We start from the raw sequence: 24,483 nt of genomic DNA, 5'->3' as shown, positions 1-24,483 counted from the left end.
GACCAGCCGTTCCTTGTCGCGGCGGACCTGGTCGCCGACGGTGTTGTCGACGTCGAGCGAGGCGTAGCGGACCCAGCCCTCGACCCCCAGCTTGTCCTTCACGGCCGCCATCGGCGTCTGCCAGCGGTAGAAGGACAGCCAGGACACGGCCAGGGTCAGGACCGCGCCCAGCCCCTGAAGCGCCCGGTATCCGATCTCGTCGGTGCCCGGCACCGGCCAGAAGCCCAGCACCAGCAGGCCGACGATCATGACCAGAACGGTCGAGAAGCCGCCGAACCAGCCCATCCAGTAGCGTTCGCGCCGGGTGCGCCACAGCTCCATCTGGGTGAATTTCTCCAGGTATTCCATCCGCGCGCCGATCCACATGGTCAGCCGGGTCAGGAACAGGGCGCGCTGGCCCCAGCCCTTGCCGTCCTGGGCGAACTGGGTCTCGGCCTGATCGGCCATGGCGCGGGCGTTTGTGAACAGGTTCTGGAGCTCGCGCGTCCGCTGGACCACCTCGCGCGACAGTTCGTACGAGTCGTTCTCGAGCCTGAACCGGTACTGGATGAACAGGATGCTCGACAGGCCGAAGAACAAGCCGACCACGATCAGCATGGCCAGCGCCGCCAGACCCAGTCCCCCGGCCTGCGATCCGGTCCACTGTTCGAAGAAGGGGGGCCCCAGGATGGCCAGCATCACGAACCCCAGGATGGTCAGCCCCTGGGTCAGCCGCTTGACGGCCACATGGACCCGCAGGGCGTTGAACACCCGGCGGCCATAGCCATAGATCCGGCCGCGCATGTCGGCCTCGACCGGGAACCTCTCCTCGATCTGGCGACGGAACAGGACGTGGAAACGGTCGGGCTTTCTCTCGTTTTCCCAGAAGGGAAAGATGTCGAGCGGCTGATTGAAATACTCGTCGATGTTCCTCGAGATCACCTTGATGGCGACGGGATCGAGGGTGAAATAGTCGCTTTCCTGAATGGGTCTCAGGATGCCGTCATCCGACACGGTCGGGCGCGGCGTCGGCGCGGGCGTGGCGGGCGGCGGGGTGCGCTGGCTGGGAATGTCGAGCGGGGCGGCCTGCACTCCCGTGCCGTGATAGGCCGTCGACTGCGACGCCGGGATCGGCTGGACCCCGGTCGGCAGTTCGCTGGACCCCGGCAGGGGGGCAGGCGGCGAATGCGAGGGATCGTCGTGCGACATGGCGGTGGTCGGCCCTTGAAGTTCAGCCCCAGCCTAGCAGAACGCCCCCTGGGGCCGGGCGACGTTCCCTTGTGGCGCGAAGCGGCGCCGCAGGTTCAGGTATCGCCGTTAACCGTAAGCCGGGGCAAGTGACGTTTCGTTCAGACGGCCGGCCCGACACCCGGCCAGCAAAAAGGCCGCCCGTTGCGGGGCGGCCTTTTCAGATCCTGGGTCGCGAAACCCGTGCTTAGGAGCGGTTGCCACCACCGGCGGCACCGGGACCCGGCACGCGGGGCTTCGGAGGCGGCAGCAGGCCTTCGCGCTGCATGCGCTTGCGGGCCAGCTTGCGGGCGCGACGAACGGCCTCTGCCTTCTGGCGGGCGCGCTTTTCCGAGGGCTTCTCGTAATGCACGTGGCGCTTCATTTCACGGAAGCTGCCTTCGCGTTGCATCTTCTTCTTGAGGGCTTTCAGCGCTTGATCGACGTTATTATCGCGAACGAAAATCTGTACCAGGTTGAACTCTCCTTTGGCCGCCCGCCGCGTCCTGTGAGGGAGACGGGCAGACAAATAAAATCTCACCTCGCGGGCGACAGCCCGGCGAGCGAAGGCGGGCCAATACACCAGTGGTCGCGTGGTGTCCATATCGAGAGCGGCCAATCTGCGCGTGATGTCGCAAGGCGGCCGCCGGGCTCGCAACGCCCGGCCGGTGGGCCTATTCTATGGCCATGACCACCGCCGCCCACATCCCGAACACGCCCAGCCAGGGTGACTGGGCCGACCGGATGGAACAGGCCGTGCTGGATGCCGCCCTGCCGCTGGCCCCGCGCCTGGGCTGGAACGGGCGGCTGGTCCGGGCCGCGTGCAAGGCCAACGGCCTGTCGGAGGGTGATCAGGAGCTGCTGATGCCCAACGGCGCGCGCGACCTGGCGGCCCTGCTGTGGCGACGCCATGACGCGGCGGCGATGCAGGCCCTGGCCGAGGTCGATCCGACGACGCTCAAGATCCGCGAGCGAATCGCCCGTGCCGTCTCGGTCCGCTTGGACGCCGCAGCGGCGGACGGGGAAGCGGAAAAGCGCGCCGCCGGCTTCATGGCCCTGCCGACCAACGCCGATCTGGCGCTGAGCCTGACCTGGGACACGGCGGACGGGCTTTGGCGCTGGGCCGGGGACACGGCGACCGACTGGAACCACGATTCGAAGCGGGTGATCCTGTCGGGCATCCTGATCCCGGCCATGACGATGCGCCTGTTCGACGGCCCGGAGCGCGCCGAGGCCTTCGTCGCCGCGCGGATCGAGAACGTCATGACCTTCGAGAAATGGAAGGCCGGCAAGGATTTCGAGGCCCCGCTGCGCCGGGTGACGGATGTGCTGAGCCGGTTGCGGTACCGCTGAGGACCTAAGGTCTCGCAGCCTCGGCGGCGGCAGCCGCATCAGACCGGTTGTCTCTGAGGGCTGCATCCTTGCCGATCTGATAGCCGATGGCGGAAAAGCCGATCGCGACAGCGCCCACTGCGGATATTGCCACGCCCAGTTTGGCCCCGGGGCGGCTTCTGAATTTGGGCGTCGACAGCAAGACGGCGATGGCGACCAGCAGCAGAACAGGAGCAAGGAACGACAGCGTCATGCCCCCATCATGACAGGCTTTGGCGTATGCTCAAGCTTCGGCCGTCATGCCAAAGGGCCGACCCTGTTCACGTGGGCCATCTTCCGCCCCGGCCGGGCTTCCGCCTTGCCGTACAGATGCAGGTGGGCGTCGGGCTCGGCGGCCAGCCCCGCCCACTGATCGACCTCGTCGCCCAGCAGATTGGTCATCTCGACGCGGGCGTGGGCCTCGGTGGGGCCGAGCGGCCAGCCGGCGATGGCGCGGATATGCTGCTCGAACTGGTCGCAGACGCAGCCGTCCTGGGTCCAGTGGCCGGTGTTGTGGACGCGCGGCGCGATCTCGTTGACCAGCAACCGGCCCTCGCCGAGGTCAAACAGCTCGATTCCCATCACCCCGACATAGTCGAGGCCGTCGAGGATGTCCGTGGCGATCTCACGTGCGCGGGCGTCGGTCACCGCCTCGACGGCGGCGGGTGCCGTGGTGACCTGCAGGACACCGCCCGAATGCTCGTTCTCTCCCAGGGGATAGACCGCGACCGATCCGTCATGGCCGCGCGCGGCGATGATCGACAGTTCGCGGGTAAAGGCGGCGCGGGCCTCCAGGATGGCGGGGCGACCGCCGATGGCGGCAAACGCCTCGGCTGCTTCGTCGACGGAGGCGACCCAGGCCTGGCCCTTGCCGTCATAGCCGTCGCGACGGGTCTTGAGCAGGGCAGGGATGCCGAGCGTCTCAAGCCCTGCGATCAGGTCGTCCAGCGTATCCACGGCCACGAACTCGACGGTGGCGGCACCGACGGCATTGAGGAAGGTCTTCTCGTCCACCCGATCCTGCGCCACGGCCAGGGCCGTCGGGCCGGGCGCGACCAGGGCGCCGCCCTCGGCCAGTTGTTCGATGGAGGCGGCGGGGACGTTCTCGAACTCGAAGGTCACCACGTCGCAAGCGCGGCCCATGATGGTGAGTGCCGCCGGGTCGTCATAGGCGGCGACGAACTGGCCGCGCGACACGCGGGCGGCCGGGCAGTTTTCCTCGGGGTCCAGGATCAGGACGTCGAAGCCCAGTCGCGAGGCCGCCTGGGACAGCATCCGGCCCAGCTGGCCGCCGCCCATGATGCCGATGGTCGAGCCGGGGGGGAGGGGCAACATCAACTCGGTCAATCAGTCCTCGACCGTCTCGGCGACCGCGTCGGTCTGGGCGGTGCGGTAGGCGGTGAGCCGCTGGGCCAGCCCGTCGTCCGACAGGGCCAGGATCTGCGCCGCCAGGATGCCGGCGTTCTTTGCCCCCGCCTCGCCTATGGCCAGGGTCGCGACCGGAACGCCGCCGGGCATCTGGACGATCGACAGCAGCGAATCCATGCCCTTCAGCGCCTTTGATTCCACCGGCACGCCCAGCACGGGCAGGTCGGTCATGGACGCAGCCATGCCCGGCAGATGAGCGGCGCCCCCGGCACCGGCGATGACGATCTTGATCCCGGCGGCCTTGGCACCCGTCGCGAAGTCATAGAGACGCTTCGGCGTGCGGTGGGCCGATACCACCTTGGCTTCCCAGGCCACACCCAGGGCATCCAGCGCATCGGCCGCGTGTTTCATCGTCGGCCAGTCGGACCGACTGCCCATGATGATGGCCACCGGCGGGGTCGAAATCGCCATAACGCTCAGGTTCTCGCGCGCGTGAAGGCGGCCGGTTACAGCACCCGCGTTGCGCCCGCAACCGAGGCCTCTAGGATAGTTCGACGCGTACTCGGGTGAGTCGCGGATTCTGCGGAGTTTCGCCGACCGTGACCGATACGGCCGCTGCCGATCTGAAGGCCGAAATCGAGCGTCTGCGCGCCGAGGTCGAGGCCCTGCGCCTGCGGGCCGAGGCCGCCGAGGCGGCGGCGGATCACGACGTCCTGACCCCGGCCCTGAACCGGCGCGGCTTCGTCGCCGCCATGCAGCAGACCATGGCCTATTGCATCCGCTACGATGCCCCGGCGGTGCTGCTGTATCTCGACCTCGACGGCTTCAAGGGGGTCAACGACCGGCTGGGTCACGCGGCGGGGGATGCCGCCCTGATCCATGTCGCCGAGTTGTTGATGGAGAATGTGCGCGCCTCGGACGCCGTCGGCCGGCTGGGCGGAGACGAGTTCGCCCTGTTGATGCTGAATGCCGGCATCGAGGAGGGTCGCGAGAAGGCCAAACGGCTGGCCGCGACCCTGGACACCGAGGGCTTCGACTGGAACGGAGAAAAGGCGGAACTGGGCGGCTCGTTCGGCGTCCGCGCCTGGGCCAATCAGGACGACCCCGAAATCTGGCTGGCCGAGGCCGATGCGGCGATGTGGGTCCGGAAGCGGTCGCGCTGACGTGCAGTGAGCAAGGGGTGCTAGTGCTAGTGAGGGAACGGGAACTGCATCCTCTGCTGCCGCTCACTAGCCCTAGCACTTTTCACCCCAACCACGCCCGCTGCCGGACCATCGCAGCACGATCGTGCGTGATTTGACGTTACCCCTCGCGACGACCAGCTTGACCATCGTTCCCCAAGGAGTTTCCAGCCCCATGTCGATCGTCGACGCCCCCACCTTGAGCAAGCCGACCGCCTCGACCCTGTCGCTGATCGGCAAGACCCCGATGATCGAGGTGACCCGCATCGACACCGGCAAATGCCGCCTGTTCCTCAAGCTTGAGGCCCAGAATCCCGGCGGCTCGATCAAGGATCGCATCGCGGTCGAGATGATCGAGGCGGCCGAGCGGGAGGGCTGGCTCAAGCCCGGCGGCACCATCGTCGAGGCGACCGCCGGCAACACCGGCCTGGCCCTCACGCTTGTCGGCCAGAACAAGGGCTACAAGGTTCTGCTGGTCATCCCCGACAAGATGTCCAAGGAGAAGATCCAGCACCTGCGGGCCATGGGTGCCGACGTGCGCCTGACCCGCTCGGACGTGCCCCACGGCCATCCTGATTACTATACCGACATGGCCGAGCGGCTGGCCCAACAGATCCCGGGCGGCTATTTCGTCAACCAGTTCGCGAATGACGCCAACGCCCTGGCGCATGTGAAGACGACCGGTCCAGAGATCTGGGAACAGATGGATCACGACGTCGACGCCTTCGTCGCGGGGATCGGCTCTGGCGGGACGATCACGGGCATCGGGCGGTTCCTGAAGAGTGTGGGCTCGACCGCCGAGATCATCCTGGCCGACCCGGTCGGATCGACCCTGGCCGGCATCGTCAACGAGGGCGTTCCGGGACCGGAGGGCAGCTATACCGTCGAGGGCATCGGTCAGAATTTCGTGCCTGACACCGCCGACATGAGCCTGATCGACCGGGCCTATTCGATCCCCGACGCCGAGGCGATCGCCACGGTGCGTGAGCTGCTGCTGAAGGAAGGCATACTGGCCGGCTCGTCCTCGGGCACCCTGATCGCGGCGGCCCTGCGCTGGTGCCGCGAACAGACCGAGCCGAAGAAATGCGTGACCTTCGTCTGCGACACCGGGGCGAAATACCTGTCCAAGGTCTACAACGACGCCTGGCTGGCCGATCAGGGCCTCGGCGACGACCCGATCCAGGGCAATCTAGCCGACCTGATCGGCCGAAAATACGAGAACGGCGAGGTCGTGATCTGTGGTCCCGACGACAGCCTGGACTCGGCCTTCAAGCGGATGCGGTCCAACGACGTGTCGCAACTGCCGGTCATCCAGGACGGCCGTCTGGTCGGCATCCTGGACGAGAGCGACCTGGTCCACGTCATGAATACCGACGAGATCACCCGCGCCGAACGCTTCAAGAAGCCGGTGTCATCGGCCATGACCCGCGATCTGGACACGGTCCAGGTGGGCGAGTCGCTCGACGCCCTGATCCCGCTGTTCGACCGGGACCGGGTGGCGATCGTGTTGGACGGCGAGAAATTCGTCGGCCTGATCGCGCGGGTCGACCTGATTAACCACCTGAGCCTGAACCGGTAATCGATTGAGGATCAATCGCCGACAGGGACTGATGGGAGCGGCGGCGCTGACGGCGGTCGGCGGCGTGGCGCGGGCCCAGTCCGGCGAGCGGGTGGCGGCCGGGAGCTATCCCAGCGGCGGCGAGGACATCACCGTGGTGCAGTTCAGCCCGCCGTCGGAGGGGCTGCCGATGGCGGGGGCCGGGATCCTGCTGCTGCACGGGGGCGGCGGTGCGGCGCTGGAGATCCGGCGCTGGTACGAGCACGCGGTGCGGATGGCGGCTCGCGGATACACGGTCGCCTTTCCGGCCTGGTTCGGTGCCGATACCGAAGGACGGCGACAGGGGCGCGGCGCGTTCCAGCGTCAGGCGGCGCTCGACGGGTTCAACTGGCTGGCCGCCCAGCCCGGCGTCGATCCGGAGCGGATCGGCATCATGGGGTTTTCGCGCGGTGCCTATATGGCCGGGGAACTCGGTTTCTCGGACGCCCCGGCGCGTGCCCTGGTCGCGATCGCCGGCGGGGGACGGCGCGAGCCCGATGAGATTCTCAGGAAGCCGCCGACCCTCCTGATCACGGCAGACGGCGATCCGCTGGTCGGGCTGGGCGCGGTGCGCAACTGGGAACGCACCCTGCGGCGCGCAGGCGTCGATACCGAACTGGTCGTGCTGGATGCCGATCATCATGTCCCCGAGCCTGCGGAGTGGCGGGCCATCTTCGACACCGCCCACCGGTTCCTGCGCGACGAACTGGCCGCGTCATGAGGCGGCGCGATCTGGTCGCAGGCGGGATCATGCTGATGGCGGCTCCAGCCGCGGCCCGGACCGCGCCCGACGGCGTCATTACCGAGCGTGTCACCTATCTCAGCAACGGCCGGACGATCCGCGCCGTGGCCTTCCGACCAGCCGCGCCGAACGGCCGGGGCGTCGCCTATCTCCATGGCTCAGGTGGGATGGGGATCGACCAGCTGGCCTTCGCCCGGCGGTTCGCGGAGCGGGGCTATCTGTCGCTGGCGCCGACCTATCTCGACGCGGCAAACGACGACATCGTGCGGCGCGAACCGGTCATGGAGGCCTGGCGCGACTGTGCCCGCGACGGGGTCGAATGGCTGACCGGCCAGGGCGTGGACCGCGGCCGGACCGGCATTGTCGGCTATTCCCTCGGCTCGTTCATCGCCGTGGACGGCGCGCTGGGCGACAGTCGCGCGGCGGCGGCCGTGGCGGTCTGCGGCGGCTGGGACGTCTATATTCCGCGCCACCCCGCCCGACGAATCCCCGTACTCATCGTTTGCTCCGAAAGGGACCGGGTGGTCTCGCCGGCCTCGACCCAGCGCTGGCGGCGGTTCCTGATGGACGAAGAGATCCCGGTGCGCGTTCAGGTCACGCGCGGCGCCGGCCACCTGATGAACGCCACCCAGTGGACCGAGGTCTCGGACCGCTGCCTCGACTTCTTTGACCAGACCCTCGCCTGACAGGATCCCACCATGGCCAGCCTCAAGAACAGCCAGGGCTTTTCGACCCGCGCCATTCACGCCGGCCAGCGGCCGGACCCGACCACGGGCGCGGTCATGACCCCGATCTACGCCACCTCGACCTATGCCCAGGAAAGCCCGGGGGTGAACAAGGGCTATGAGTATGCCCGCGGCAAGAACCCGACGCGCGAGGCGTTCGAGGCCTGTATCGCCGATCTGGAAGGCGGGGTTCAGGCGTTCGGCTTCGCGTCCGGGATGGCCGCGACCTCGACGGCGCTGGAACTGCTGGATGCCGGATCGCACATCGTCACCGGCGATGACCTGTACGGTGGCTCGTGGCGGCTGTTCGAGCGGGTGCGGCGGCGCTCGATGGGTCTGGATTTCGCCTATGTCGATCTGTCGGACCTCGCGGCCGTCGAGGCGGCGATCACCGAGAAGACAAAGATGCTGTGGGTCGAGACGCCCACCAACCCGCTGATGAAGATCGCCGACATCGCCGCCCTGTCGAAGATCGCAAAGGCCCACGGCCTGCTGCTGGTCGTCGACAACACCTTCGCCACCCCCTTCTGCCAGCAGCCGCTGAGCCTGGGCGCCGACGTCGTCATGCATTCGGCGACCAAATACCTGAACGGCCACTCCGACATCATCGGCGGGGTGCTGGTCGCGAAGGATCCCGAGGTCGCGGCCCAACTGAAGTTCCTGCAGAACTCGGTCGGCGGCGTCATGGGCCCGTTCGACGCCTTTCTGGCCAACCGGGGGCTGAAGACGCTCGGCCTACGGATGAAGGCCCACTGTTCCAACGCCATGGCCGTCGCCAACTGGCTGGAGGACCGTCAGATGAAGGGCGCGGGCATCACGCGCGTGATCTATCCCGGCCTGATCTCCCATCCCCAGCACGCGCTGGCCGCATCCCAGATGTCGGGCTTCGGCGGCATGGTGTCTGTGGTGCTGGACGGCGATCTGGACCGCACCAAGCGCGTTCTGGAAAGCGTCCGTGTCTTCACCCTGGCCGAGTCCCTGGGCGGCGTCGAAAGCCTGGTCAATCACCCGGCCATCATGACCCACGCCAGTGTCCCGAAGGAACTGCGCGAAGCCGGCGGCGTCACCGACACCCTGATCCGCCTGTCGGTGGGCGTGGAAGACGTCGAGGACCTGATCGCGGATCTGGATCAGGCCCTCTCGGTCTGAGGCGACCTAGTTCGGCATCGACACGGTGTCGGTGACGTGGATTACGCCGTTGGACTGGAACACGTTGGCCTGGGTCACGGTGGCGACCCCGCCCTTTTCGTCGGTCAGGATGACGGACGAGCCTTGCAGGGAGGCGGTCAGGATGCCGCCCTCGACGGTGGTCAGTTCGGCCTTGCCGCCGCCCGCATTGATCATGCCGATCAGCTGCTCGGCGGACACCCGACCGGCGACGACGTGATAGGTCAGGATCTTGGTCAGGGTCGCCTTGTTGGCGGGCTCGACCAGGGTCTCGACGGTGCCGGCGGGCAGTTTGGCGAAGGCGGCGTCGGTCGGGGCGAAGACGGTGAAGGGACCGGGGCCCGACAGGGTCTCGACCAGGCCGGCGGCCTTGACGGCGGCGACCAGGGTCGTGTGGATCGGCGAGTTGACGGCGTTCTCGACGATGGTCTTGTTCGGATACATGGCCGCGCCGCCGACGGTAACGGCGGCCTGGGCGTGGCCGGAATGGTCCATCGACTGGGCGAGGACGGGCGCGGCCGCGATCATGGCGGCGGAGGCGAGGGCGGCGGCGGCGACGCCGCGAAGCGAGATCTGGGTCATGAGAGCGATTTCCTGAGCCGACCGCCTGTCGCGGTCGTCGGAAGGACGTCGGCCCGGTCGCGCCGGATGCGGGTCGCGGCATCTGGCCGCGCCGGGGAACCAAATCCGTGCCGTCTGGCCCTCAGAAGGTCAGGGTGACCGCCGCGACGAGAGCGCCTTGGTACTGGTCGCCGGCCGCGTGGGCGTTCGTATCGTGCCAGCGCAGGTCGGCGTCGACGCCGTCGCGGACTTCCCAGGTCAGACCCGCGTTCCAGCCGGTATAGTCGGCCGAGCGGTCCTGTTCACGTCGCCCCAGGGTCAGGCCGGCGGTCAGCCGGTCGGCAAGGGGGAAGCGAAGCCGCCCCTCGACCCAAGTCCAGGCCCCGGTCGAACCCAGTCCGTTTGGCGAATGCTCGACCCGCAACCGGGTGTCCAGGTCGCCGAACTTGCGCATCGCATCGGCCTGGAATTCCCAGGCGGCCGCGTCTTGGCCGGCGTCGGCCTCCACCCGCCACTTGTGAGAGGTCGAGACGTCGAAATCGAAGCCGCCGCCGGAAAACTGCCATCCCGCCTCGGCCTCGGTTTCGACGGTCGATCCGGCCGAGTCGATCGTCTCGAACTCGATGTCGGCATAGAAGCCGTTGGAGGCGTTCCACTGGGCCTCGGCGAAGACATAGGGATCGTTGCCGCTCTTGGACGTCCCCTTGGAACGGTTGTCCGTCCCGGCCCCCGCCTCGAAGGTCCAGTGGGATCCCCGGTCGCCGACATAGCGCGCATTGTCCTGGTCCTGGGCCGAGGCGGTGGTCGCGGCGATCAGCAGCAGCGGCAGGGTGATGAGGGCGATACGCATGACGGCTCCGATGGAAGCCGGCGTGTCTAGCCGACGATGGCCTTTCTGGCGAATTGATCCGTGGCCTGCGCATATTCGTCGCGGAGACGGCGCACCAGTTCGGCGGTGGGCAGGACGTCGTGGATCGTGCCCGCGCCCTGGCCGGCGGACCAGACGGTCTTCCACGCCCGGGCTTCCTCGCCCATGTCCAGCTTGTGCTCGGGCAGGGTCTTGGGATCGATGCCGTTGGCCTCCAGCGACTTGGTCATGAAGTTGGCCGGGATGCCGGACACGGCCGGTGTGTGGACGATGTCGGTCGCGCCCGAATCGATGATCATGGCCTTGTAGGCGTCCTGGGCCTCCGACTCGGTCGTGTTGATGAACCGGGTGCCCAGAAAGGCGAAGTCGGCCCCCATCATCAGGGCCCCGGCCACGTCCTGGCCGGTCGACAGACAGCCCGACAGGATGATGGTCCCGTCAAAGAACTGACGCACCTCGTTGACCAGGGCGAAGGGGTTGATGATCCCCGCATGGCCGCCCGCACCGTTGGCCACCAGGATCAGGCCGTCGACACCGGCCTTGGCCGCGTTCTTCGCATGGCGGACATTGGCGATGTCGTGGAAGACCACGCCGCCGTACCCATGCACCGCATCGACCAGATCCTTGACCGCGCCCAGCGAGGTGATGACCAGCGGCACCTGATGCTCGACCGTCACGGCCAGATCGGCCATCAGCCGCTCGTTCGATCCATGGACGATGTGGTTGACGCCGAACGCCGCCGCATCCGGGTTCAGCCGCGACTTGATCTCGACCAGCCAGTCCCGATAGCCCTCGGTGGTGCGCTGGTTCAGCGACGGAAAGGTGCCGATGACGCCGGCGTTGCACGCCTCAACCACCAGATCGGGCCCGGAGACCAGGAACATCGGTGCCGAGATCACCGGCAGCTTCAGACCTTTTTGCAGGGAAGCGGGAATAGCCACAGCGTCGTCCTCCGTTGTCTTTGGCTACGCTTACAGCAGGCGACGTTGGGGAAGGCAAATCTTTGGATCGAGCGCCGTTCGGCTTGTCGCCATAACGCCCATGCCCTTATGGTCGCGCTCGGCCATCCAGGCCCCTTCGACAGGAGAGACGGCGTGCGCGGCGAGATTCTGACCTATGACGACGGTCCCGGTACCGGTCTGATCAGCGGCGACGACGGCCTGCGTTACACCTTCGCCCGCGCCGACCTGCAGCAACTAACCCCCGTGCGGGCCGGCATGAAGGTCGATTTCGTCGCCGAGGGCGGCGCGGCGACCCAGGTCATCGTCCTGGCGCAACAGCCGGCCGGGTTTGCATCGACCGCCTATACGCCGGGCGTCGCCGGGTCTGGTCTGTCCGTCTTCGACTGGCGGACCCTGTTTCTGGATGCCAACGGCCGCATCGGCCAGAAGGACTACTGGATCGGGATCATCATCCTGTTCGTGGCGGGCCTGTTGCTCAGTTGGATGCCGCTGATCGGGACGTTGATCTCGTTGGCCGGCATCTATTTCGGGGTTTGCGTCTCGTCCAAGCGGCTGCATGACATGGGCAAGTCGGGCTGGCTGGCGGCCATTCCGTATGGCGTCACGGCGGCGGCCGTCGTCCTGGGGGCCATGGCCTTCGTCGGCACCTTTGTCGGGATGCACGGCTATCACGAGGACTATCGCGCCCTGGCCGGCATCGGCGGCGCCTTCGGGCTCATGGGCCTGGCGCTGTTGATCAATCTGGCCTTCATGATCTGGCTGGGCGTGACGCCGGGCCAGCCGGGCGACAACGCCTATGGGCCGCCGCCCCGCACCCTGGCCAATTTCTGACGCACGGGTCTTTGCGTCGGGCGGCCGGGACGCCTAAATCCCGGCCATGACCACCGACACCTCCGGCCTCTCCCAGCTCGGCACCCAGACCGCCCAGCCGACCAGTCCCGAAACCGCCGTGCTGGAGCGGGTGCCGAACCCGCATCCGGACGCCCTGTATCTGGCGCGCTTCACCGTGCCCGAGTTCACCAGCCTGTGCCCCGTCACGGGCCAGCCGGACTTTGCCCATATCGTCATCGACTATGCGCCGGGCGACTGGCTGGTCGAGTCTAAGAGCCTGAAGCTTTACATGACCGCCTTCCGCAACCACGGTGCCTTCCACGAGGATTGCACCGTGGCCATCGGGCTGAGGCTGGCCGAGTTACTCCATCCGAAATGGCTGCGCATCGGAGGCTACTGGTACCCTCGCGGCGGCATCCCCATCGACGTCTTCTGGCAGACCGGGACCCCGCCCGAGGGCCTGTGGCTGCCCGACCAGGGTGTGCCGACCTATCGCGGACGGGGGTGACCCAACGCCTCCCTCTCGAAGCCTGGGGCCGCGATCTCCTCGCGCGCCTTCAGGCCTGGTCCGACCGCGCCGCATGGTCGCGCTATGGCTTCGAGTTCCTGATGTTCGGGCTGAAGCAGGGGTGGGCCTGTCTGTTCGGCGGACTGATGCTGGTCCTGCTGATGGGGACGCATCTGCTGTGGCCCGACAAGGCACCCGTCGCCCGCTATGATTTCCTCGTGGTCGCGGCGCTGGCGATTCAGGCGGCGATGCTTCTGCTCAAGCTGGAGAGCTGGGAGGAGGCGAGGGTGATCTTCGTCTTCCACGTGGTCGGCACCGTCATGGAGCTGTTCAAGACCGCGCACGGATCGTGGATCTATCCCGAGCCGTCCCTCCTGCGGATCGGCGATGTGCCGCTGTTCTCGGGCTTCATGTATGCGGCGGTGGGGTCGTACATCGCCCGGATCCAGCGCATCTTCGACATCCGCTTTCGCCACTATCCGCCGCTGTGGACCACCTGGCTGCTGGCGGCGGCGATCTATGTGAACTTCTTCTCCCATCACTGGCTGCCGGACGTGCGGCTCGCGCTGTTCGTCGCGACGGCGGTGCTATTCGGGCGGGGCTGGTTCTATTTCACGCCGGACCGGACGCGGCGGTCGATGCCGTTTCTGCTGGGGTTCCTGCTGGTCGCGGTCTTCATCTGGTTCGCCGAGAATCTGGGCACACTGGCCCGGGCCTGGGTCTATCCGGGTCAAGAGGACGGCTGGCATCCGGTGGGGCTGGCCAAGCTGGGCAGCTGGTTCCTGCTGATGATGATTTCGGTGGTTCTGGTATCGCTGGTCCACCGCCCCCAGGAGGAAGCGCGATGACCGAAGACCCTCAGGACGACGGCTGGGAGACCTCTGCCGCTGCCTGGATCGCCCACCTCGGCGACGACGGCGATTTCGGCCGCCAGTCGGTGCTGGACGGGCCGATGATGGCGCGGGTCCGGGCCGGCGGCTTTCGACGCGCGCTCGACGTCGGCTGCGGTGAGGGACGGTTCTGCCGGATGCTGGCCGCCGAGGGTATCACGGTCACCGGTATCGACCCGGCTCCCAGCCTGATCGGCCGGGCGCGGGCGCTCGATCCGTCGGGCGACTATCGCGTCGAAAGCGCCGAGGCCCTGAGCTTCGCGGACGGGGCCTTCGATCTGGTGGTCGCCTATCTGTCCCTGATCGACATCCCCGATGCGGCGGCGGCCATTGCGGAGATGGCGCGGGTTCTGGCCCCCGGCGGCACCCTGCTGATCGGCAATCTGACGGCCTACAACTCGGCCGGCGACGTGGCGGAGATGGGCTGGCAGACCCTGGCCGACGGTCGCCGTGCCCATGCCATGGACCAGTATCTGGAGGAACGCTCGGCCTGGATCGAATGGCGCGGCATCCGGATCAGGAACTGGCACCGACCGCTCTCGACCTATATGCGGCTGCTGCTCGATCAGGGCCTGACCCTGACCCATTTCGTCGAGCCCCGCGCCATCGGCGGCGACCCCGTCCGCGTCGCCCACTACAACCGCGCGCCCTGGTTTCTTATGATGGAATGGCGAAAGCCCGGCTGAGTGACCGGCCTCAGCACTGGGTCAGGCTGAGCATGTTTCCGTCGGGGTCGGGGAAGAAGGCCACGCGCGCCTTGCCGTCGGGCGAGGTCCAGACGCCCGTCTCGTCCTGGCCCATGCCCGGATAGATCGTCATGACGACCCCCTTGGCCGTCAGGTCGGCGACGGTTGAGGCGATGTCGGGCACCTGCCAGCCCAGCACCGGATGGGGCGCGGCGGAATGGTCGGGCACGTGGGTGATGCGCAACTCGGCGCCGTTCAGATCGAACACGGCCGCGAAGCCGTCGTCCGTCTTGAACGTCAGCCCCAGCACGTCGCGATAGAAGGCGTCGGAGACCGCCCGGTCGCGGGTCAGGACAAAGGCGATCGCCGTCGCCGACGGGGGCAGGGCCATGACCGATCCTCCAGCGGATGATGGACCGAGCTTAGCAGGCCTCAGGGCTGATATCGAGTGAGGGCGGCGATATCCGGCCGCTCGCGTTCCAGCGGTGCTTCCGGTGCGGTCCCGATATGGATGAAGCCGGCGATCCGCTCGCCGTCCGCCACCCCGAACAGGGCGGCAGCGTCTGGGTCATAGCTGTACCAGTCGGTGATCCAGCAGGACGAGAACCCATGGGCCGAGGCCGCGTGTTCGAGGTTCATGCAGACGGCCCCCGCCGACAGTTCCTGTTCCCACACCGGCTTGGGGCCGGGACGCGCGGTCGAGACCACCAGGATCGAAACCGGCGCGGCAGTCAGCTTGGCCAGCACGGCCTGGGCCTTGCCGGGCAGGCCCCTTGCGACCGCCAGGGCCGCCAGCTGTTCGGCGATCTCCGCGCGGCTCTCCGGCCCCATGACCACGAACCGCCAGGGGGTCATTTTGCCGTGGTCGGGGGTGCGGGCCCCCAGGGTCAGGATGTCGTGGATCACACCGGTATCGGGCCCCGGTGCCGTCAGGGCCTGGGCCGGTGCCGAACGCCTCACGGCCAGCCGCGCGCGCAGCTCGGCCGATGGCGACGGCAGGGGAAGGGGTGCGCCCAGGGGAACGGCATCGGTCATGGTCATCGCCTCGTCTGTTGTTCTGTCGTCGTCTGGGCCATAGATCGCGGGTGACCGATAGCGCCCCCAAAGATATATCTCAAGCCATCATCCCGAGCTGGGCCGAGGGGATGCCGACGCCGGTTCCCTGGCAGGATCTGGGGCATGAGGTCGTCCACGACACCCCCTGGATGCAGGTTACCGAGCACAAGGCGATCGCCCCGACCGGACGCGATGCGCGCTATGGTGTGGTGCGGTTCCGCAATGTCGCGACGGGCGTGTTGCCGGTCCACGCGGACGGCACCGTGACCCTGGTCGGGCAGGCGCGCTTCGCCCATGCCAACTATTCCTGGGAAATGCCGGAGGGCGGCGCGCCCTTCGATGAGGATCCGCTCGAAGGTGCCATGCGCGAACTGGCCGAAGAGGCCGGGCTGAAGGCCGCGTCCTGGAAACTGGCGCTGCGGATCGAGGTGTCCAACTCCATCACCGACGAGATCGGCCTGACCTGGATCGCCTGGGATCTGACGCCCGTTCCACTGGACCCCGACCCCACCGAGGTGCTGACCGTGGTGCGCGTGCCGTTCATGGCCTTGCTGCACGAGATCGAGCGCGGTGCGATCACCGACTCGTTTACGGTAGCGACAGCTTACAGGGCGTACCATATGGCCCGAGAAGGCCTTCTGCCGGGCTGGCTGGCGCATGCCATGCTGACTCGCAGCTAAGGTTCGGGAAACGGAGCGGCGTCATGTCCACACCCCCAAGGCTTGAGGTCGTTGCCGATCAGGAGACGCCGTCGATCTGGTCCCAGTTGCGCGCCTCGGCCGAGGAGGCGGCGCGCAGCGAGCCGCATCTGGGCTCGATGATGAATGCGACCATCCTGTCGCATTTCGATCTGTCCAACGCCCTCAGCTTCCAGATCGCGCGCAAGGTCGGCGACGCCGAACTGGCCCCCATGAGCGTGCGCGAGGTCTGCGCCTTCGCCTTCTGGTCGGACCCTTCGATCGTGGCGGCCGCCGAGGCCGATCTTCAGGCGGTCGCCGAACGCGACCCGGCCATCCGCTCGCTGTTGCAGCCCTTCCTCTATTTCAAGGGATTCCAGGCGCTTCAGGCGTCGCGCGTCGCCCACTGGCTGTGGACGCAAGGGCGCGAAACGCTCGCGTTTCATTTCCAGAGCCGCATCTCCGAACTGTTCCAGATCGACATCCATCCGGGCGCGAAACTGGGCAAGGGACTGTTCTTCGACCACGGCACCGGCATCGTCATCGGCGAGACGGCGGTGGTCGGCGACGAGGTGTCGATGCTGCACGGCGTCACCCTGGGCGGCACGGGCGCCCAGCGCGGCGACCGTCACCCCAAGATCGGCCGTGGCGTCCTGCTGGGTGCCGGTGCCAAGGTGCTGGGCAATATCGAGGTCGGCGATTTCGCCAAGGTGGCCTCGGGGTCGGTCGTGCTGAAACCCGTGCCCAGTGGCTGCACCGTCGCCGGCGTCCCCGCCCGCCTGGTCAACTGCCCCACCGGAGACGCGCCCGCGCGCACGATGGATCATACCCTGGCCGACGTGGTCTATGACTTCGTGATCTGAGGGTTTCCCTCAGCGCGAGCCCGGACTAGGGTCCGCCGCCAAATCCCCTGAGACGAAACGAGGCCCCGATGAACGCCACCGACATGAAGCGCATCGAGACGCATCTGAAGAAGACCTTCAACACCGGCGGCATCGCCGTGAAGCCCCGGCCCAAGGTCACCGATTCGGCCGAGGTCTATGTCGGCGACGAATTCATCGGCGTGGTCTTCGACGACGAGGACGAGGACGGCAGCTTCATGTTCGAGATGGCCATCCTGGCCGAGGATCTCGCCGCCGACTGATCGCCGCAGTCGATCGCCGGATACGAAAAAGGCCGGACGGGGCAACCCGTCCGGCCTTTCGCATTTTCAGCGGCGTGTGAGGCGATCAGCGCTTGCCGAAGATGGCGTCGGCGATCTTGTCGAGGAAGCTCTTGGGCTTGGCCGGGGCTTCGGCGGGCTTGGGCGCGGCAGCCGGGGCAGTAGCGGCGGGGGCGGGCGTCGGAGCCGCAACCGGCTTGGCCGCAGCCTTGGGCGTTTCGACGGGCTTGGGTGCGGGCACCGGAGCGACGGCGGGCGTCGCGGCGGCCGCAGCAGCCTTGGCGGCGCGAGCGCCCGGCTTCGGACCCGGCTTGGCCTTGACCGTCGCGGTCTTGGTCGTGGGGGTGGCCGGGGCCTTCACGGACTTCGGGGCAGTCTTCGGTGCTGACGGCGCGGCCTTCGTCGCCGTCTTTACGGCCTTGGGTGCGGTCGCGGTCGGCGCGGGGGTTGTCGTCGCAGTCGCGGCCTTGGCGCCGGGCTTCGGACCCGGCTTGGCGCGGACCTTGGGTGCAACGGCCACAGGGGTCGGGGTCGTGGCGGCCGCAGCAGCCGCAGCCTTGGCACCGGGTTTGGGGCCCGGCTTGGCGCGCGTGGCCGGTGCGGTGACCGGCTTGGCGGCGGCCTTCGGAGCGGGTTTGGGAGCAGCCGCCTTGACCGGCTTGGGGGCCCTGGCAGCGGCGGGTTTTGCCTTCTCGGCCGTCACGGCGCTCGACTTTGCCGCCGGTTTGGGCTTGGAAGCGGCCTTCGCCGGTTTCGGCGACGTTGAACTCGACGCAGACGGTGACTTAGCCATGGAACGCCCGACCCCTCGGTTAGAATGGACCCGCCATGGCGCGTCCTGTGTGCTTTCGATTCGCCACCATACCGGCGTTTGAGAAATGTCCCAAACCGCACTCCAGATTATCGCCCGTGGCCCCCGTGCCGCCGCTGAAGCCGCCGCCGAGGCCATCGACGCCGACGTCATGCTGGAAGGGGCCACCTATTCCATCCTCGAGGAAGACGAGGACAAGGGCATCTGGCGCATCGACGCCTTCCCGACGACCGCCGAAGAGGCGGAGGTCCTTCAGGCACGGCTCGCCGAACACCCCGAGGTGACCGTCCATGTCGAGGTCCTGGCCGACGCCGACTGGCTGGCCATGTCCCTGTCGGGCCTGCCGCCGGTCAAGGCCGGGCGGTTCTTCGTCTACGGCGCCCATGACCAGGGCCAGGTGCCGCTCAGCGCCGTGGCGCTCAAGATCGACGCCGGCGCCGCCTTCGGCACCGGCCATCACGGTACCACCGTGGGCTGCCTCGTCGCCTATGACGAACTCCTGAAGCGCGAGACCTTCGACAAGGTGCTGGACGTCGGCTGCGGCACGGGCGTCCTGGCCATCGCAGCGGCGAAGACGGGGTCCAAGGTCGCCGTCGGCACCGATATCGACGGCCCCTCGGTGCGCATCGCCAACGAGAACGCCAAGCTGAATCAGGCCAAGGCCTCCTTCGTCCACGCCTCGGGCCTCAACGATCGCCGGGTGCGCCAGCACGGCCCCTATGATCTGGTGTTCGCCAACATCCTGGCTCCGCCGCTGGTCGCCCTGTCCCAGGACATCAAGCTGGCACTGCGGATCGGCGGCGTCGCCATCCTGTCTGGCCTGCTGCGGACGCAGGAGCGCCGTGTGACGGCCGCCTATCTGTCCAAGGGATTCCGGCTGGAGCGCCGCATCCACCGCGATGCCTGGAGCGCCCTGGTGCTGCGCCGGATGGGCTGACCGGAGGCGGGGAGGAACCTCGGTCAAGCGGGACCGTTCCCATGCCTCAATGGAGGGACACCCCGTGAGCCAGTACGACCCCAACCTCGATCCGACCCGCGCACCCAACACGCCGCGCTCAGAACCGATCTACAGCGAGACCATCGTGGTTCGCCGCGAATCCACCACCGGCTGGTGGATCGCGGGCGGCCTTGCCGTGCTGGTCGTGATCGCCGTCTTCTGGATCCTGGCCACCCGGGACGCTGCGCCGAGCGCCGACGCCGAGGCCCAGGCCCGGATCGCCGAGGCCCAGGCCGCACAGGCCGTCGCCGACGCCCAGGCCACCTCCACGACCGCCGCCATCCAGGGCCAGATCGCCGGGGGGCAGCAAAGCCTCGACATCGCCCGTGCCGACGCTGCGCGCGCCCAGGCCGAAGCCATCCGCGCCGCCAGCGAGGCCCGCGCCGCCGAGGCCCGTTCCATGACGCCCCCCGCGCCAGTCATCATCTCGCCGGCCCCCTCATCCGGACCCGACGTCGTTACCAGCACCTCGCCCCAGCCCTGATCGTCGCGGCGCCTCAACACCCTTGGCCCCGCGTGGGTCAGGGGTGCTAGAGGCGGGCCATGCCTCTGCATATGATCAAGCTCTGCGTCGGTGTGGCCCACGTCGAGACCCTGGAACGCCGCGCCGCCAAGGGTCAGTGGCTGACCGTCAACACCCGGATGACGCCCAAGCGCGCCGACGAGATCGAGGACGGCGGCTCGCTGTTCTGGGTGATGAAGGGCTCGGTCGTCTGCCGGATGCCGATCCTCGACATCTCCACTACCGGCGAGGGCAAGGCGAAGATGTGCCTGATCCGACTGTCGCCCGAGGTGATCCGCACCGCGCCCCAGGCCCGTCGACCCTTCCAGGGCTGGCGCTATCTGGAGCCGAAGGACGCGCCTGCCGACCTGTCGTCCATGGACCCCGGCGACCTTCCCGACGCCCTGGCCACGCAATTGCGCGAGCTCGGTGCCTGGTAGGGCGGCACTGGATGGATCAGGTGGGCGGGGCCGCTGTGGGCTCGGGCGGTGCCTCTTCGCGGGTGTCGCTGTCGTGGACAATGACCTGCGCTGCGCCTTCGTACGAGAAGGTTCGTGACAGTCCGACATCGACGCCGCTGACGATCGTGCCCCCGCCGACCAGGCCCGCAGCCAGGGCCGATGTGACGGGCACGGCCGCAGTGGTCGTGCTGGTTCCGATCACGATCGAATCGTAGGCCCGGCCGACGCGGGACTCGTCTACGGTCACCAGGACGTATAGTTCGCCGGGTCTCGGCCTCAGCAGCACTGAATAGGTCGGCCCGCGATACAGGAATTCCCCGGGCTGAAAGCTGCGCAAGATCTCGCCCTGGGCGTCAAGGATCGCAACCCGTGGCGACAGGATCCGCAATGGCTCCAGATAGCCACCGACCGTCAGGGTCTTGTCACCGGCGTCGGCCGGAATGGCATAGAGCACATAGGCAGTGTCGCGACCGTCCCGGCGGATGCACGGGGTCGCCGATCCAATCTGGGTCGTGACGCTGTAGAGGGCGCGTTCCTTTTCGGGCGTCAGGCTCTGGGCCTGAGCGAGATCCGGAGCCTCGCCGCAATCACGACCGGCGAAGGTCAGTACGGCGGGCGGCGGCGGCGGCACGGTTGCGCAGGCGCAAACCGCTGCGAATGCGACGATCGACAGGCCCGGAACCACGCGTCTCATGATGAGCCCTACCGAAGGAGCTGAGCGGTGGTGTCCGCGATCTGGTTCAGGGCGTCCTCGATGCCGGCCGCCATCTTGACCGGATCCGCCAACAGCGCCTCGCGGTTCTCGAACTCGTAGTCGGGATTGGGTGTCAGGGTGATCACCCCGGCGTCGGCGGTCGTCATGCCGTTGTAGACGATGCGATTGTCCATCAGAACGCGGGTCGGGTCAGCGGCGCTGACCAGCCTGACCTGAGCGGCGGCAGAGGGACGAAACGGACGAAACGCTCCCGCCGACAGGTAGCCGTGATGGGCGATCACGACATCCAGATAGGCGTCCACCACGCCGTCGGCTGTCGGGTAGGCGACCAGGAAAGCCTGTTTCGCGCGTGGTGTGTCGGTCATCACATTGACCTCATAGCCTTCGCGGGCGAGGGCGGCGGCCAGCTGACGCTCGAACACCGTCTCGCCGTCAAAGGCCGTGCCGTCCAGGGCGCGGTTGACCGCCGCCTGCCGCTCGGCCTGGATACCGGCATCGACGATGGCACCGATCAGTCCAAAATTGCGGCCGACCGACGCGACCTCATAGGCGATCGAATTTTCAGGCGCCGAATCGTCCACGACCGCGATCGATCGAACCTGTGACGCCGTCCGGTCATAGGGCGTCGCCACGTACGGCGATGCGCAGGCGGCCAGCGACAGGGCCGCGCCCAGTGCGATCAGAATCTTCATTGAATATGCCCCTCGAACAGCCTGGAAAAGACCGTTGGAGCGAGGCGAAGTCAACCTTTCCGCGAAAGATCGACGATCTTTCAGGCTTAAGCCGCCGCCATGATCGAGCGGAACAGGGTGGCCCCGTCGGCGGAGCCCAGCTCGGCCTCGAAGGCGCGATCTGGGTGGGGCATCATCCCCAGAACATTGCCGCGCGCATTCTGGATGCCGGCGATATTGGCGACCGAGCCGTTCGGATTGTCGACATAGCGGAACACCACCTGACCCTCGCCCTCGATCCGGGCCAGGGTCTCGGCGTCGGCGAAATAGTTTCCGTCGCCGTTGCCCTGCGTCATCACCACCTCGCGCTGGCCCTGATAGCCGGCGGTGAAGCGGGTCTGGCCGTTGGTGACCTCCAGGGCGATGGGCTTGCAGACGTATTTCAGGCCCGCGTTGCGCAACAGGGCCCCCGGCAGCATCCCCGCCTCGCACAGGATCTGGAACCCGTTGCAGATGCCCAGCACCGCGACCCCGTCATCGGCGGCCTTCTTGACCGCCTGCATGATCGGGGACTGCGCCGCCATGGCTCCGCAGCGCAGATAGTCGCCGTAGGAAAACCCGCCGGGCAGGACGATCAGATCGAGGTCGTCGGGCAGGTCGGTGTCCTGATGCCAGACCATCTCGACCCGCTCGCCGGTGGAGCGTTCGACCGCGACCTTGCAGTCGCGATCACAGTTGGACCCGGGGAAGACGATGACGGCTGCGCTCATGGCGCGGGCCTTTAGCAGGGTTCGCGCATCCTGTCAGCGCGGCTTGGCGAGAAGGTGGATCAGGCCGCCGCGCGCATACCCGAAGACCGACGCGGGGTCTCGGCCCGGGCCGACAGATGGAAGCGGCCGATCGATTGGCTGAGGATTTGCGTCTCCTGGGACAGGGCATGGCTGGCGGCGGTGGTTTCCTCGACCATGGCGGCGTTCTGCTGGGTGACCTGGTCCATATGGCTGACGGCGGTGTTGATCTCGCGCAGTGCCGTGGCCTGTTCCTGGCTGGCCGCCGCCATCTCGGAGATCAGCTTGCCGACGTGGACGACCCGGCCGGCGATCTTGTCCAGGTTCGCGCCGGTCTGACGCACCAGATCGACGCCCACCGAAACCTGACGACCGGAGTTCGAGATCAGGGTGTTGATCTCCTTGGCCGCGTCGGCCGAGCGTTGCGCCAGGGCCCGCACCTCTGAGGCGACGACCGCAAAGCCTCGACCGGCGTCGCCGGCGCGCGCGGCCTCGACGCCCGCATTCAGGGCCAGCAGATTGGTCTGGAAGGCGATCTCGTCGATCACGCTGAGGATCTGGCCCATTTCCTTGGAGGAGGCATGGATGGCGTCCATGGCCTCGACGGCCTGGCCGACCACGCGGCCGCTGGCCTCGGCGTCGTTGTGCGCCTCGCCTACGACGTCGGAAGCCTGGCGCGCACCCTCGGCCGAGCGGTTCACGGTCGCGGTGATCTGTTCCAGGGCGGCTGCGGTCTGTTCCAGGCTGGCGGCCTGTTGTTCGGTGCGGCGTGACAGGTCGTCGGTGGCCTGGGTCATCTCATGGGCACCGCTGCGAATCACCGAGGCGTTGCCGTCGACGGAGGTGAGGGTGTCTTCGAGCTGGACCAAGGCGGCATTGAAGTCGGACTTCAGCTTTTCATAGCCTTCCGGGAAGCGGCTCTCGATGCGGTGGGTCAGGTCGCCGCGCATCAGATGATCCAGGCCCTCGGCCATCGCGGCCACGACCTGGCTCTGCTGTTCGGCGACGGCCAGCTGGGCCTGTTCGGCCTGGCTGCGGCGGGTCGCCTGGGCCTCGGCCTCGGCGCGGGCGCGTTCGACGATCAGGGCCTGCAGGTCCACGACCGAGCGGCCCACGGCCCCCAGTTCGTCCTTCCGTTCCGCGCTGGTCAGGGCGACGTCGGTCCGGCCCTGCGCCAGGCCGGCCATCTCGTCGTTGAGCACACCGATAGGGGCCACGACCGTCCGCATGGCCTGGCGGTTCAATACCAGGCTCAGGCCGATCCCCAGCAGAAAGGTCAGGCCGATCAGGATCTCGCCGCCGAGAACCAGAAAGTCGGCGCGGGCCTTCGTAGCGAGCAGGGTCGCCTCGATCGCCTCAGACGCGGCCCCGTTGCGATCTTCCAGCTCGGTGAAACTGGCACTGAAGGCGGGCAGGGCCGCATTGGCACCGACCGGGTCGGTGGCGGCGAGGGTCACGATTGCCTCGGCTGCGGTGATATAGTTCTCGAGCGGCTGCTCGACCGCCGTCAGCACTTCGATGGTGCCGGGATCCGTGGCGATCGCCTTGTTGTCCGCGATCATGGCCCGGAAATGGGCGGCGTGCTCCTGCATCTCCGCCCGGATTCCTCCGATATCGGCAAACCGGCCCTGTTCTGCCGCGAGCAGGGCAGCCAGCACGTCGCTGTTGAGGGCGTCGTGCATCATGTCGCCTTCGAGGTGGTTGCGCATGATCTGCGACGTCCTCGTCGAGTCCGCCAGAGACACGCTCAGCATCACAGCGACGACAAGGCCGACGCCCGAGCTCAGACCGCAAAGGGCCAGAATGGCGTAGCCGGCGAACTTCACCTTGGCGCGGATCGTTGAGAGCATGGGCACCTCCGAATCTTGCCTCTGTCTACCTTGAGAATCCTAACGACCGTCACAGTGTACGGTAGGTAAACTTACGTACTCAGAAACAGGCGTTTTCTTGAACTGTTTGGCGGATGCTCACAAAGCGTGG

At 67.6% G+C, this 24,483-nt stretch carries 31 protein-coding genes; 16 read left to right on the top strand and 15 right to left on the bottom strand.

Annotated elements, in window-relative coordinates; genetic code table 11:
- Both ACILQR_RS07525 and rpsU read right to left on the bottom strand, forming a co-directional pair.
- Window positions 1–1,188: hypothetical protein (locus ACILQR_RS07525; protein WP_395650837.1), on the bottom strand; the 1,188-nt coding region annotated here is incomplete at its 3' end.
- Between the two features lie 226 nt (window positions 1,189–1,414).
- On the bottom strand, window positions 1,415–1,681 hold the full coding sequence (rpsU, locus tag ACILQR_RS07520; protein ID WP_201104539.1) for a 30S ribosomal protein S21: 267 nt from the start codon (window positions 1,679–1,681) through the stop codon (window positions 1,415–1,417).
- A 212-nt stretch (window positions 1,682–1,893) separates the two neighbouring features.
- Between rpsU and ACILQR_RS07515 the strand changes: the two genes are divergently transcribed.
- Window positions 1,894–2,559 (top strand): COQ9 family protein, encoded by a 666-nt coding sequence (locus tag ACILQR_RS07515; RefSeq protein WP_395650838.1) that lies wholly within the window; start codon window positions 1,894–1,896, stop codon window positions 2,557–2,559.
- 4 nt (window positions 2,560–2,563) lie between these two features.
- Here ACILQR_RS07515 and ACILQR_RS07510 read toward each other — a convergent pair whose 3' ends face one another.
- The 3 genes from ACILQR_RS07510 to purE are packed head-to-tail and all read right to left on the bottom strand — an operon-like array spanning window position 2,564 to window position 4,416.
- A complete protein-coding gene (locus ACILQR_RS07510; RefSeq protein WP_395650836.1) occupies window positions 2,564–2,791 on the bottom strand; it encodes a hypothetical protein in 228 nt (75 codons plus the stop codon).
- Between the two features lie 44 nt (window positions 2,792–2,835).
- A complete protein-coding gene (locus ACILQR_RS07505; RefSeq protein ID WP_395650835.1) occupies window positions 2,836–3,912 on the bottom strand; it encodes a 5-(carboxyamino)imidazole ribonucleotide synthase in 1,077 nt (358 codons plus the stop codon).
- A gap of 12 nt (window positions 3,913–3,924) precedes the next feature.
- Window positions 3,925–4,416 carry a 5-(carboxyamino)imidazole ribonucleotide mutase gene (gene purE / locus ACILQR_RS07500; RefSeq protein WP_395650834.1) on the bottom strand — a complete coding sequence of 164 codons (492 nt, stop codon included), beginning with the start codon at window positions 4,414–4,416 and terminating at the stop codon, window positions 3,925–3,927.
- 128 nt (window positions 4,417–4,544) lie between these two features.
- Here purE and ACILQR_RS07495 point away from each other — a divergent pair, with 128 nt between their 5' ends.
- From ACILQR_RS07495 to ACILQR_RS07475, 5 genes are all read left to right on the top strand, one after another.
- A complete protein-coding gene (locus tag ACILQR_RS07495; RefSeq protein WP_395650833.1) occupies window positions 4,545–5,108 on the top strand; it encodes a GGDEF domain-containing protein in 564 nt (187 codons plus the stop codon).
- A 193-nt stretch (window positions 5,109–5,301) separates the two neighbouring features.
- Window positions 5,302–6,705 (top strand): pyridoxal-phosphate dependent enzyme, encoded by a 1,404-nt coding sequence (locus tag ACILQR_RS07490; RefSeq protein ID WP_395650832.1) that lies wholly within the window; start codon window positions 5,302–5,304, stop codon window positions 6,703–6,705.
- 4 nt (window positions 6,706–6,709) lie between these two features.
- Window positions 6,710–7,444, top strand: a complete 735-nt coding sequence (locus ACILQR_RS07485) for a dienelactone hydrolase family protein (RefSeq protein ID WP_395650831.1) — start codon at window positions 6,710–6,712, stop codon at window positions 7,442–7,444.
- A 35-nt stretch (window positions 7,445–7,479) separates the two neighbouring features.
- A complete protein-coding gene (locus ACILQR_RS07480; protein ID WP_395650830.1) occupies window positions 7,480–8,151 on the top strand; it encodes a dienelactone hydrolase family protein in 672 nt (223 codons plus the stop codon).
- A 12-nt stretch (window positions 8,152–8,163) separates the two neighbouring features.
- Window positions 8,164–9,339, top strand: a complete 1,176-nt coding sequence (locus ACILQR_RS07475) for a cystathionine gamma-synthase (protein ID WP_395650829.1) — start codon at window positions 8,164–8,166, stop codon at window positions 9,337–9,339.
- 6 nt (window positions 9,340–9,345) lie between these two features.
- Here ACILQR_RS07475 and ACILQR_RS07470 read toward each other — a convergent pair whose 3' ends face one another.
- The 3 genes from ACILQR_RS07470 to ACILQR_RS07460 form a co-directional block, all read right to left on the bottom strand.
- Window positions 9,346–9,939, bottom strand: a complete 594-nt coding sequence (locus ACILQR_RS07470) for a fasciclin domain-containing protein (protein WP_395650828.1) — start codon at window positions 9,937–9,939, stop codon at window positions 9,346–9,348.
- A gap of 121 nt (window positions 9,940–10,060) precedes the next feature.
- Window positions 10,061–10,768 (bottom strand): TorF family putative porin, encoded by a 708-nt coding sequence (locus ACILQR_RS07465; RefSeq protein ID WP_395650827.1) that lies wholly within the window; start codon window positions 10,766–10,768, stop codon window positions 10,061–10,063.
- A 26-nt stretch (window positions 10,769–10,794) separates the two neighbouring features.
- Entirely contained in the window at window positions 10,795–11,727 is a 933-nt protein-coding gene (locus tag ACILQR_RS07460) for an NAD(P)H-dependent flavin oxidoreductase (protein ID WP_395650826.1), read from the bottom strand.
- Window positions 11,728–11,880: 153 nt separating this feature from the next.
- Here ACILQR_RS07460 and ACILQR_RS07455 point away from each other — a divergent pair, with 153 nt between their 5' ends.
- From ACILQR_RS07455 to ACILQR_RS07440, 4 genes are read left to right on the top strand one after another with little or no spacing between them, the layout of a single operon-like run.
- Complete coding sequence (locus tag ACILQR_RS07455) at window positions 11,881–12,579, top strand: DUF805 domain-containing protein (RefSeq protein ID WP_395650825.1); 699 nt, start codon at window positions 11,881–11,883, stop codon at window positions 12,577–12,579.
- Window positions 12,580–12,625: 46 nt separating this feature from the next.
- Window positions 12,626–13,087, top strand: coding sequence for a preQ(1) synthase (gene queF / locus ACILQR_RS07450; RefSeq protein WP_395650824.1), 462 nt, complete (start codon window positions 12,626–12,628; stop codon window positions 13,085–13,087).
- Window positions 13,084–13,935 (top strand): DUF817 domain-containing protein, encoded by an 852-nt coding sequence (locus ACILQR_RS07445; RefSeq protein ID WP_395650823.1) that lies wholly within the window; start codon window positions 13,084–13,086, stop codon window positions 13,933–13,935. The genes queF and ACILQR_RS07445 overlap by 4 nt, the downstream gene beginning before the upstream one ends.
- Window positions 13,932–14,663, top strand: coding sequence for a class I SAM-dependent methyltransferase (locus ACILQR_RS07440; protein WP_395650822.1), 732 nt, complete (start codon window positions 13,932–13,934; stop codon window positions 14,661–14,663). The genes ACILQR_RS07445 and ACILQR_RS07440 overlap by 4 nt, the downstream gene beginning before the upstream one ends.
- Before the next feature lie 10 nt (window positions 14,664–14,673).
- Here the strand turns inward: ACILQR_RS07440 and ACILQR_RS07435 are convergent, their stop codons facing one another.
- Both ACILQR_RS07435 and ACILQR_RS07430 read right to left on the bottom strand, forming a co-directional pair.
- Window positions 14,674–15,054 (bottom strand): VOC family protein, encoded by a 381-nt coding sequence (locus ACILQR_RS07435; RefSeq protein WP_395650821.1) that lies wholly within the window; start codon window positions 15,052–15,054, stop codon window positions 14,674–14,676.
- A gap of 41 nt (window positions 15,055–15,095) precedes the next feature.
- Window positions 15,096–15,698: a nitroreductase gene (locus tag ACILQR_RS07430; protein WP_395650820.1), complete on the bottom strand. Its 603-nt coding sequence runs from the start codon at window positions 15,696–15,698 to the stop codon at window positions 15,096–15,098.
- A 50-nt stretch (window positions 15,699–15,748) separates the two neighbouring features.
- On the opposite strand from ACILQR_RS07430, the gene ACILQR_RS07425 reads away from it, so the two are divergent.
- The 3 genes from ACILQR_RS07425 to ACILQR_RS07415 all read left to right on the top strand — a co-directional run bounded on the left by ACILQR_RS07425 (window position 15,749) and on the right by ACILQR_RS07415 (window position 17,540).
- On the top strand, window positions 15,749–16,399 hold the full coding sequence (locus tag ACILQR_RS07425; RefSeq protein ID WP_395650819.1) for an NUDIX domain-containing protein: 651 nt from the start codon (window positions 15,749–15,751) through the stop codon (window positions 16,397–16,399).
- A 23-nt stretch (window positions 16,400–16,422) separates the two neighbouring features.
- A complete protein-coding gene (cysE, locus tag ACILQR_RS07420; protein WP_395650818.1) occupies window positions 16,423–17,259 on the top strand; it encodes a serine O-acetyltransferase in 837 nt (278 codons plus the stop codon).
- 68 nt (window positions 17,260–17,327) lie between these two features.
- Entirely contained in the window at window positions 17,328–17,540 is a 213-nt protein-coding gene (locus ACILQR_RS07415; RefSeq protein WP_271144852.1) for a DUF3126 family protein, read from the top strand.
- 85 nt (window positions 17,541–17,625) lie between these two features.
- On the opposite strand, the gene ACILQR_RS07410 is transcribed toward ACILQR_RS07415, so the two are convergent.
- Window positions 17,626–18,261, bottom strand: a complete 636-nt coding sequence (locus ACILQR_RS07410) for a hypothetical protein (RefSeq protein WP_395650817.1) — start codon at window positions 18,259–18,261, stop codon at window positions 17,626–17,628.
- 175 nt (window positions 18,262–18,436) lie between these two features.
- Between ACILQR_RS07410 and ACILQR_RS07405 the strand changes: the two genes are divergently transcribed.
- The 3 genes from ACILQR_RS07405 (at window position 18,437) to ACILQR_RS07395 (ending at window position 20,308) form a co-directional block, all read left to right on the top strand.
- Complete coding sequence (locus ACILQR_RS07405; RefSeq protein WP_395650816.1) at window positions 18,437–19,306, top strand: 50S ribosomal protein L11 methyltransferase; 870 nt, start codon at window positions 18,437–18,439, stop codon at window positions 19,304–19,306.
- 64 nt (window positions 19,307–19,370) lie between these two features.
- Window positions 19,371–19,850 (top strand): hypothetical protein, encoded by a 480-nt coding sequence (locus ACILQR_RS07400; RefSeq protein WP_395650815.1) that lies wholly within the window; start codon window positions 19,371–19,373, stop codon window positions 19,848–19,850.
- 59 nt (window positions 19,851–19,909) lie between these two features.
- The gene (locus ACILQR_RS07395) at window positions 19,910–20,308 is read left to right on the top strand and encodes a DUF1489 family protein (protein WP_395650814.1); all 399 of its coding nucleotides are present in this window, start codon (window positions 19,910–19,912) and stop codon (window positions 20,306–20,308) included.
- Window positions 20,309–20,324: 16 nt separating this feature from the next.
- Here ACILQR_RS07395 and ACILQR_RS07390 read toward each other — a convergent pair whose 3' ends face one another.
- From ACILQR_RS07390 to ACILQR_RS07375, 4 genes are all read right to left on the bottom strand, one after another.
- A complete protein-coding gene (locus ACILQR_RS07390; RefSeq protein ID WP_395650813.1) occupies window positions 20,325–21,023 on the bottom strand; it encodes a hypothetical protein in 699 nt (232 codons plus the stop codon).
- Between the two features lie 8 nt (window positions 21,024–21,031).
- Complete coding sequence (locus ACILQR_RS07385) at window positions 21,032–21,736, bottom strand: hypothetical protein (RefSeq protein ID WP_395650812.1); 705 nt, start codon at window positions 21,734–21,736, stop codon at window positions 21,032–21,034.
- An 86-nt stretch (window positions 21,737–21,822) separates the two neighbouring features.
- Complete coding sequence (purQ, locus tag ACILQR_RS07380; protein WP_395650811.1) at window positions 21,823–22,485, bottom strand: phosphoribosylformylglycinamidine synthase subunit PurQ; 663 nt, start codon at window positions 22,483–22,485, stop codon at window positions 21,823–21,825.
- Between the two features lie 59 nt (window positions 22,486–22,544).
- Entirely contained in the window at window positions 22,545–24,353 is a 1,809-nt protein-coding gene (locus tag ACILQR_RS07375) for a methyl-accepting chemotaxis protein (protein WP_395650810.1), read from the bottom strand.
- Between the last annotated feature and the right edge of the window lie 130 nt (window positions 24,354–24,483).

It is taken from the genome of Brevundimonas sp. (genome assembly GCF_044239655.1).
Lineage (GTDB): Bacteria > Pseudomonadota > Alphaproteobacteria > Caulobacterales > Caulobacteraceae > Brevundimonas.
Note: the sequence above shows the minus strand (reverse complement) of the source record. Positions and strands in the feature narration are given on the sequence as shown.

Bases quoted from the DNA above. Each gene is read 5' to 3' on its own strand.
- ACILQR_RS07515 (WP_395650838.1), top strand. From the start codon at position 1,894: ATGACCACCGCCGCCCACATCCCGAACACGCCCAGCCAGGGTGACTGG.
- ACILQR_RS07510 (WP_395650836.1), bottom strand. From the start codon at position 2,791: ATGACGCTGTCGTTCCTTGCTCCTGTTCTGCTGCTGGTCGCCATCGCC.
- ACILQR_RS07505 (WP_395650835.1), bottom strand. From the start codon at position 3,912: ATGTTGCCCCTCCCCCCCGGCTCGACCATCGGCATCATGGGCGGCGGC.
- purE (WP_395650834.1), bottom strand. From the start codon at position 4,416: ATGGCGATTTCGACCCCGCCGGTGGCCATCATCATGGGCAGTCGGTCC.
- ACILQR_RS07490 (WP_395650832.1), top strand. From the start codon at position 5,302: ATGTCGATCGTCGACGCCCCCACCTTGAGCAAGCCGACCGCCTCGACC.
- ACILQR_RS07480 (WP_395650830.1), top strand. From the start codon at position 7,480: ATGGCGGCTCCAGCCGCGGCCCGGACCGCGCCCGACGGCGTCATTACC.
- ACILQR_RS07475 (WP_395650829.1), top strand. From the start codon at position 8,164: ATGGCCAGCCTCAAGAACAGCCAGGGCTTTTCGACCCGCGCCATTCAC.
- ACILQR_RS07470 (WP_395650828.1), bottom strand. From the start codon at position 9,939: ATGACCCAGATCTCGCTTCGCGGCGTCGCCGCCGCCGCCCTCGCCTCC.
- ACILQR_RS07465 (WP_395650827.1), bottom strand. From the start codon at position 10,768: ATGCGTATCGCCCTCATCACCCTGCCGCTGCTGCTGATCGCCGCGACC.
- queF (WP_395650824.1), top strand. From the start codon at position 12,626: ATGACCACCGACACCTCCGGCCTCTCCCAGCTCGGCACCCAGACCGCC.
- ACILQR_RS07440 (WP_395650822.1), top strand. From the start codon at position 13,932: ATGACCGAAGACCCTCAGGACGACGGCTGGGAGACCTCTGCCGCTGCC.
- ACILQR_RS07435 (WP_395650821.1), bottom strand. From the start codon at position 15,054: ATGGCCCTGCCCCCGTCGGCGACGGCGATCGCCTTTGTCCTGACCCGC.
- ACILQR_RS07430 (WP_395650820.1), bottom strand. From the start codon at position 15,698: ATGACCGATGCCGTTCCCCTGGGCGCACCCCTTCCCCTGCCGTCGCCA.
- cysE (WP_395650818.1), top strand. From the start codon at position 16,423: ATGTCCACACCCCCAAGGCTTGAGGTCGTTGCCGATCAGGAGACGCCG.
- ACILQR_RS07415 (WP_271144852.1), top strand. From the start codon at position 17,328: ATGAACGCCACCGACATGAAGCGCATCGAGACGCATCTGAAGAAGACC.
- ACILQR_RS07405 (WP_395650816.1), top strand. From the start codon at position 18,437: ATGTCCCAAACCGCACTCCAGATTATCGCCCGTGGCCCCCGTGCCGCC.
- ACILQR_RS07395 (WP_395650814.1), top strand. From the start codon at position 19,910: ATGCCTCTGCATATGATCAAGCTCTGCGTCGGTGTGGCCCACGTCGAG.
- ACILQR_RS07390 (WP_395650813.1), bottom strand. From the start codon at position 21,023: ATGAGACGCGTGGTTCCGGGCCTGTCGATCGTCGCATTCGCAGCGGTT.
- ACILQR_RS07385 (WP_395650812.1), bottom strand. From the start codon at position 21,736: ATGAAGATTCTGATCGCACTGGGCGCGGCCCTGTCGCTGGCCGCCTGC.
- purQ (WP_395650811.1), bottom strand. From the start codon at position 22,485: ATGAGCGCAGCCGTCATCGTCTTCCCCGGGTCCAACTGTGATCGCGAC.
- ACILQR_RS07375 (WP_395650810.1), bottom strand. From the start codon at position 24,353: ATGCTCTCAACGATCCGCGCCAAGGTGAAGTTCGCCGGCTACGCCATT.